Source organism: Propionivibrio sp., assembly GCF_049316945.1.
Lineage (GTDB): Bacteria > Pseudomonadota > Gammaproteobacteria > Burkholderiales > Rhodocyclaceae > Propionivibrio.
Map to the genome: position 1 here is coordinate 1 of NZ_JBMOJE010000195.1, position 6,491 is coordinate 6,491.

Here is a 6,491-nt window from a genome sequence, read left to right on the forward strand (position 1 = left end):
ACCGAACGTAATAGCGCAAACTTGATATGTTTATTTATTTACGCCGCCTTAGCGAGCGTCATTAACTCTGCTGCCGACAAACCGACATCTTTTCCACCGGCAGACATTTCGATTGCGGAAGTAGAAACCCAACCGAATTGGTCCCGCGAATTTACAGTGCTTGGAAAGCATACGCTTGAACAACTAAACGAAATTGTTATGAACATTCTTGGCTGGGACAGAAACCATCTATACGAATTTCGAACTGCTGACCGAGTGCACACGCACCTGATTCCCCTGGAAGAGGACGATCTTTTCGTTGATGTCGAAAAGCCCTGTGCCTCCTGCGATATACCCGTTCAATTGCTCGGCCTATCGGTCGGAGATGTTTTTCACTACATATGTGATGGCGATTTCAACATCTTTCGATTCACAGTGCTAGAAATACGGCCAAAGACTGCCACCGAAGTCGTTCCAGCACTGCTTTCCTACCGTGGAAAAAACATAGTAAAGCATGCTTACTCCATGGATCAAGCTGAAGTTCAGACGTTTGTGAACCGAGCCCCAACGGTCCTTGCGCCCGAGCCAGCTCGTGATAGGTGCCGTATTCGCTTCATAAGAAATACCGATAGATCTTTGCTGAATGAATGGAGAGCGTCTAACAACAAGAAGCATTGGCAAAAAGCCGTTGCAATTCTTGAGAGCCGAAATCAGGTGCTAGAAAACATTGCCAAAAAGATTGATCGGCCTGAAGGTATTGTCCATCGTTGGATAAAGGCATTCAACCGTTTTGGTATAGAAGGACTAAAACAACCTTCCTTGAACAGAGAACCAATAAAATCGAAGGAAGGCAAAAGTCGAACAACCGTTCGTGATTTGAAGGTACGCAGGATTCTTCAGATCGTTCACGCAAAACCAAGTGCGTATGGTATCAATCGCAGCAATTGGAGCCGTCCATCTATCGCGAGCGCCTATAAGAGCGAATACAAAGAGTCAATGAGTGTGAGCTATACCGGATACCTGTTGCGTCAGTCCGGATACTCTATTCGGAAAGCGCGTAGGGTGCTCACGAGTCCTGACCCAAACTATCGTGAAAAAGTAGACCTACTGCTAAACACCCTTCAGAACCTAAAGCCCAACGAGCTCTTTTTTTTCATTGACGAACTCGGCCCCTTGCGCGTGAAGAAGTATGGTGGCCGCGCGTTCGTTCGAAAGAACGAGGTTCTCACTTACCCACAGGTGCAAGCACACCGCGGCGTCATCATGATGTCTGGCGCATTGAGTGCAACAACGAATCAAATGACTTGGATCTACGGTCGCGCAAAGGATACCACGGCCATGATTGACCTGATGGAGTTGCTCTACAACCAGCATTTATCAGCATCCAAGCTTTACGTGACGTGGGACGCTGCGTCATGGCATAAGTCAACAATGTTGGTCGAATGGCTTGACGCCTTCAACGCCACCACCAAGATTGCAAATGAGGGGCCTCTCATTGAATTAGTTCCCCTTCCGACGTCATCGCAGTTTTTGGATGTAATAGAGGCAGTTTTCAGTGGGATGAAGTGCGCCGTTATTCATCACTCTGATTATCGTGATGTCCCCGAGATGAAGAATGCTATTTCACGGCATTTCAATGAGCGGAACGCCCACTTCAGTGAGAATCCTCGGAGGGCTGGAAAGAAGATATGGGAGATCGATTTCTTTAATGATATCGAGAACATTCGCTCCGGGAACTATCGGGAATGGTAGCCGAACAATCATTTTTGATCGATGCGACTTTCTTGCTTAACGACGCCGAAATGGCATTTTACGGATCGACTGCACTAGTCGACGACTGCGCTCGAAACACTTCCGTTGTTTACGGGGCCATTCGCTATTTGATGAAACTTCGTAAAATACTTGGCATTGATTGTGGGGTTGTAGTCGTAGGATCCGATGCCTATGAGATAACTTCTGCACTGAATATTGCAATGTTTTGTGACTTACTGCTTGGGATTGGTTCGAACGTACTAAACGAGCCGGGTGTATGCGTTGGCTCGCTATGCCGATCGATACTCCTGGAAGATAAGGCCAAGTGGATTGTCACATGCAATAAGTCGCTGATGCAGCTTGTTGATGCGAGGTGCGGTGTCATCTTGGTGCACGAGGGAACGACGCACCAGGTTATTACAGAGCAATCGCTGATCTCCCACTATCACATCCGTGCTGAACAGGTACCGAGCTTCCTCACGTTAACGGACGCTGGCGCACGCCAGTCGCTTTCGACCAAACAGGTCGTGCGTCTGCTCGAAGTCCATGGAACCCTCAACGCCACGTTAGACACTCCTGTTGCAGACGCAATGTCGCCAAAGATTAGGCGATACCTCACCCAGAACAAGGCAACGTTGCTAGCACGATTGCAGGAACTAACAGTTTCCGATTGCATTGGGTCAAGCTTGACGGTTTCTATTGATCCCATTGTGAGGAACGATGAGGAAAGTCGCCGCTTGTTGAAGAAATTTGGGTTTCCATCACTTGGACGTCTTCTGGCATCTCCCCCAGCTGTGGAGTTAGTTGGCATCACGCGAGATAGCAGTCATGCATACGTCGCAGTCGTTGACCAAGTTGGTCTGCTCGAATTGGAAAAGGTTGTTGCGAACGCGGAGTTTTGCGCAGTTGACACAGAAAGCACTGGCAAGGATCCGAGAAATGCGTCGCTGCTAGGTGTCGCCCTAGCGATTAGCAAAGGGCTAGCATTCTACGTCCCGGTGATCCAGGCCGATCTTCGTGACCTGTCGCCGGCATCAGTATTCGATGTTCTCCGTCGTCTCTTGGGAGGCAAGATCAAAGTTGTCGGTCATAATCTGAAATACGACTATGTTCTTCTTCGGCGGCACAACATTCAAATCCAAGCGCCTTATTTTGACACCATGTTGGCAGCATATGAGTGCTTCGGAGACTGGGACTTCTTCAATCTCGGAGCAGTCGCCAAGAAACTGATTGGCCATGATGTGAAACGATATAGAGACATCGTTGATGATGGCCAAACTCTACAGGACCTTCCCTTTGAAAACGTGGTTGAGCATGGCTGCGCGGACGCGGATGCCACTTTGAGGCTATTCGGTCACTTGTCCAAGATTCTCAGCGATAAAAAAATTAACAACCAGTTCGCAGAGGACGTGATGCCACTCATGCGCATGCTCGGTGACAAGGAGATTGAGGGCGTCTGTGTGGATATCAATGCCATCGTGTGCCGAAAGGATGCTCTCAAGACCGAAGCAGAGCAGGCGAAGGCTTCCATTTTTGCCCTGGCAGGCAAGCAATTCGATGTAGATTCTATGATGGAAATTACTATGCTCTTTCGCGAAATTGAGGGACTTCAAGCGAGAATTGGATGGCAGCCTCTTCGGCGGGGGCAGCTTGAACAGCTTGCACAGGGAAATGAGCTTGCCCGAGATGTTATGCACTACAGGCGACTTCATAAGCAGGTAAATCAGCTGCTCACGATTTTAAATGGTGAAAAAAACGGTAAAGTTTTTCCGCTATTCAGCCAGATGAAAGCAAGTCATGGATGCATTTCATCCACCGATCCAAGTCTCTTTGATCTTGAAGAGGCGCTACCGCGAGATGCCGTGCTTGATAAGGAAATTCGTCAGCTAATTCCTGATCAGAGTCGAGCGATGGTTATTCTTCAACAATTAACGGGGGATCGAGTCCTTGCAAAGGATCGAGAAGAAGGAAAAACCGAGTTCATCAACGGTGAGCAACCGTCGCTCGTGGGATTAAGCCATGAAGACGTTCTCATATCACTGGCTATCGGCGCCTCGAATGCGGCACTATGTAAAAAATTCCTGATAGATGCTCGTAAGGCAAGCGATCTTCGTAAAGAAGTTACCGGAAGATACCCGCAATTATTCACTTGGCTTGAGGAGTACAGACGGGGCATCATTTCATCTGGCTTCGCATCGTCGGGAGGACGGCGGAGATATTGGGACGGACTCAGAAGTTCGGATATTGACAAGCGAAATAGAGCGCAAATAAGTGCGGTCCGATGGTTAATCGGAATGTAACGGGGGCGAATCAGTCAAGGCTAGATGGTGAACTATCACCCTGCGGCGCTGCTGCCCAGTTCAGAGAAGTTGCTGATCTTGACCGTGCCATCCGGAAAGCGAGCCACAACCTCCAACTGCCCACCCATGGCTTCAATGTGGCTGCGCAATGTCGATAGATACATATCTGTCCGCTTCTCGAGCTTGGCGATGGAAGGTTGCTGGACGTGCAGCACTTCGGCTAGCATCTTTTGCGACAATCCACGCGCTTGGCGCAACTCGTTCAGCGGCATCTCAGCAAGCATCGCATGCGCTTTGGCCTGTGCGCGTGCCTGCGACTCCGGGGACATGCCAGAACGTAGTATTGCAAATTGTTTAGCCATTGATCAGCCCTTCCTTTCGTAGTTGTTCCAAGTGTTCGTCGTAGAGTTTGTCGGCGATGGGAACATGAACGTCGTACCACCGATCGTAACCGGACTTGTCTCCGCCAATCAGCAAGATGGCTGCCCGCCGAGGATCAAATGCGTACAGGGTTCGATACGGCCGGCCATCATGCTGGGTGCGAAGTTCGCGCATATGGCCGTGCTTTGAGCCGTTGATTCCACTGCTATGAGGGAAGCCCAAATGTGGACCGCGACCCTCCAGCAAGCGCACTGAAGCATCTAGCGACTCACGCTCATCTTCGGCCAAGCTGCACCACCACTCGCCGAACTCATCCGTGTACTCTACATCCCAAATCATAATACCAGTATGGCTCTGAAGAAATATTCCGTCAAGGGAATATTTTCGCTGATGCCCTATTGTAATTTTTGTGAGTAATTAGGGGATTTTTATCTTTCCCCACTGCTTGCAGAATGTCGAGTTTTCACCCTATAGTAGCAGCCAAAAACATAAACTTTACGACGTTTGAATGTGCTCTCATAAACTACGCCTGTCAGCCGATGTACTATGCTCACCTGTTGGCTCTCGCTGACATCAGTACGAGGAATCAAGCGACTCGAATCGAATGACCGCTTCCGGGTGTGTGCGCTGGATCATCGGCCGCTTTGGAGAAAAAAAGCCACCGTCTGCTTGTGGCCGGTTGGGTGAGTTCGCCAATGGCAGCTTCGAAGCGGTCCAGTTCGCCGAACCTGGATTTGGCTGACAGGCCGCTTTCGGGCAACCGTTACGGCCGCTTTGGGTCGGATGGAGTCAGTCGGCTTCTCCTTGCAACATACCGGTCGACTATAAATGTGTTGCGCTGCACAACGCTATGTACATATCAATTGCAGAACCGCGTCCAGTTACCCGACTCCCAATCGGCCAGCAAAGCGTGCCCGGCATCGCGCCATGCCCCTACCTGAAAATATGGACTGGAAACCATATGGCTTCTGATCCATAATGCAAGCATGAGTCGGACCGTTCTATTTCACGATGCCTTCGATGCCGAATTTCGCGCATTCACGGAGGCTTTGCAGGATGAGTTGCTGGCTCATGCGGTGTTGCTGCGCGAATTCGGACCCAACCTTGGCCGTCCAACGGTTGATGGCTTGAAAGGCTCGAAGCACTCGAACATGAAGGAGTTGCGGTTCAATTGGGAAGGTGGCGTGTGGCGCTTCGCGTTTGCCTTTGACCCACAGCGGCAGGCCATTTTACTGGTCGGCGGTGACAAGGGCGGTGCCGATCAACGGCGGTTTTATAAACGGCTCATTTTGCAGGCGGATGGCCGCTTCGACGGTCACCTCTCGACCCTGAACGCCAACGAAGGAAAGGTAGGACAGCATGGCAAGAAAACTCGATGATGTGATGGCGCAGTTGCCCGCACCACGGCAAGCCGGTATTGAAGCTCGCGCGCAGGAACTCGCCTCCCTGAAAGACTTGCGGCAAGCCGTCGAACAAACCCAAGAGGACTTGGCCACTGCGCTGGGCGTAGGCCAAGACACGATTTCACGCCTCGAAAAACGCAGCGATATGCTGCTCTCAACGCTGCGCCGCTACATTGAAAGCATGGGCGGCAAACTCGAACTGGTTGCCCAGTTCCCGAATCGCCCCCCAGTGTTCATTGACCAGATTGGGGAAGTGGCGGCGCCACACCGGCGCAGCGCCAAAAGATCCCGTCTTCCCGGTACTGCGGCCTGACCATCGGGACGCAGCATCCGCTGGCGTTCGACGCAGTTCACTCCCCTTGGTTTCTGGCGTTTGGGCATCCGTGACTTCACCCTCGGCGCTCAATTCCAGCGCGATATCGGTGTCAGTTGTTGCTTTGTTCGCTTCCTTCTCATAAGGGTTTTGCTACGCGATCTAAATTGACGATCATGGGTGAATTACACTGACCAGCCATTTTGGTGCCTAAGGCGCGGTGGGACGACCAAAGCAGTAAGGTTGGCAAACACGTAAAAGCTATAAGATGTGGAATTGTACGGCAAATAGCCGTATGATTACATTAGGAGGTGACAAATCTCGCCCCATTGGAGCCACCGAATCGCGGCCTAATGGTGCCAG

At 50.8% G+C, this 6,491-nt stretch carries 6 protein-coding genes; 4 read left to right on the forward strand and 2 right to left on the reverse strand.

Annotation, left to right across the window (positions count from 1 at the left end; genetic code table 11):
* On the forward strand, window positions 1–1,731 hold a 1,731-nt coding region (locus ACOYNV_RS24875; RefSeq protein WP_422902500.1), incomplete at its 5' end, for an IS630 family transposase.
* Window positions 1,725–4,031: a DNA polymerase gene (locus ACOYNV_RS24880; RefSeq protein ID WP_422902501.1), complete on the forward strand. Its 2,307-nt coding sequence runs from the start codon at window positions 1,725–1,727 to the stop codon at window positions 4,029–4,031. The genes ACOYNV_RS24875 and ACOYNV_RS24880, both read left to right, overlap by 7 nt.
* 35 nt (window positions 4,032–4,066) lie before the next feature.
* Here the strand turns inward: ACOYNV_RS24880 and ACOYNV_RS24885 are convergent, their stop codons facing one another.
* Both ACOYNV_RS24885 and ACOYNV_RS24890 read right to left on the reverse strand, forming a co-directional pair.
* Entirely contained in the window at window positions 4,067–4,393 is a 327-nt protein-coding gene (locus ACOYNV_RS24885) for an XRE family transcriptional regulator (protein ID WP_422902502.1), read from the reverse strand.
* Window positions 4,386–4,751 carry a type II toxin-antitoxin system RelE/ParE family toxin gene (locus ACOYNV_RS24890; protein ID WP_422902503.1) on the reverse strand — a complete coding sequence of 122 codons (366 nt, stop codon included), beginning with the start codon at window positions 4,749–4,751 and terminating at the stop codon, window positions 4,386–4,388. Before ACOYNV_RS24890 ends, ACOYNV_RS24885 begins: the two co-directional genes overlap by 8 nt.
* 647 nt (window positions 4,752–5,398) lie before the next feature.
* Here ACOYNV_RS24890 and ACOYNV_RS24895 point away from each other — a divergent pair.
* The gene (locus ACOYNV_RS24895; RefSeq protein WP_422902504.1) at window positions 5,399–5,791 is read left to right on the forward strand and encodes a type II toxin-antitoxin system RelE/ParE family toxin; all 393 of its coding nucleotides are present in this window, start codon (window positions 5,399–5,401) and stop codon (window positions 5,789–5,791) included.
* Window positions 5,772–6,128, forward strand: coding sequence for an XRE family transcriptional regulator (locus ACOYNV_RS24900; RefSeq protein WP_422902092.1), 357 nt, complete (start codon window positions 5,772–5,774; stop codon window positions 6,126–6,128). Before ACOYNV_RS24895 ends, ACOYNV_RS24900 begins: the two co-directional genes overlap by 20 nt.
* Window positions 6,129–6,491: the final 363 nt, after the last annotated feature.

Excerpts from the sequence above, each read along its gene's own strand:
- ACOYNV_RS24880 (WP_422902501.1), top strand. The coding sequence starts at position 1,725 with ATGGTAGCCGAACAATCATTTTTGATCGATGCGACTTTCTTGCTTAAC.
- ACOYNV_RS24885 (WP_422902502.1), bottom strand. The coding sequence starts at position 4,393 with ATGGCTAAACAATTTGCAATACTACGTTCTGGCATGTCCCCGGAGTCG.
- ACOYNV_RS24890 (WP_422902503.1), bottom strand. The coding sequence starts at position 4,751 with ATGATTTGGGATGTAGAGTACACGGATGAGTTCGGCGAGTGGTGGTGC.
- ACOYNV_RS24895 (WP_422902504.1), top strand. The coding sequence starts at position 5,399 with ATGAGTCGGACCGTTCTATTTCACGATGCCTTCGATGCCGAATTTCGC.
- ACOYNV_RS24900 (WP_422902092.1), top strand. The coding sequence starts at position 5,772 with ATGGCAAGAAAACTCGATGATGTGATGGCGCAGTTGCCCGCACCACGG.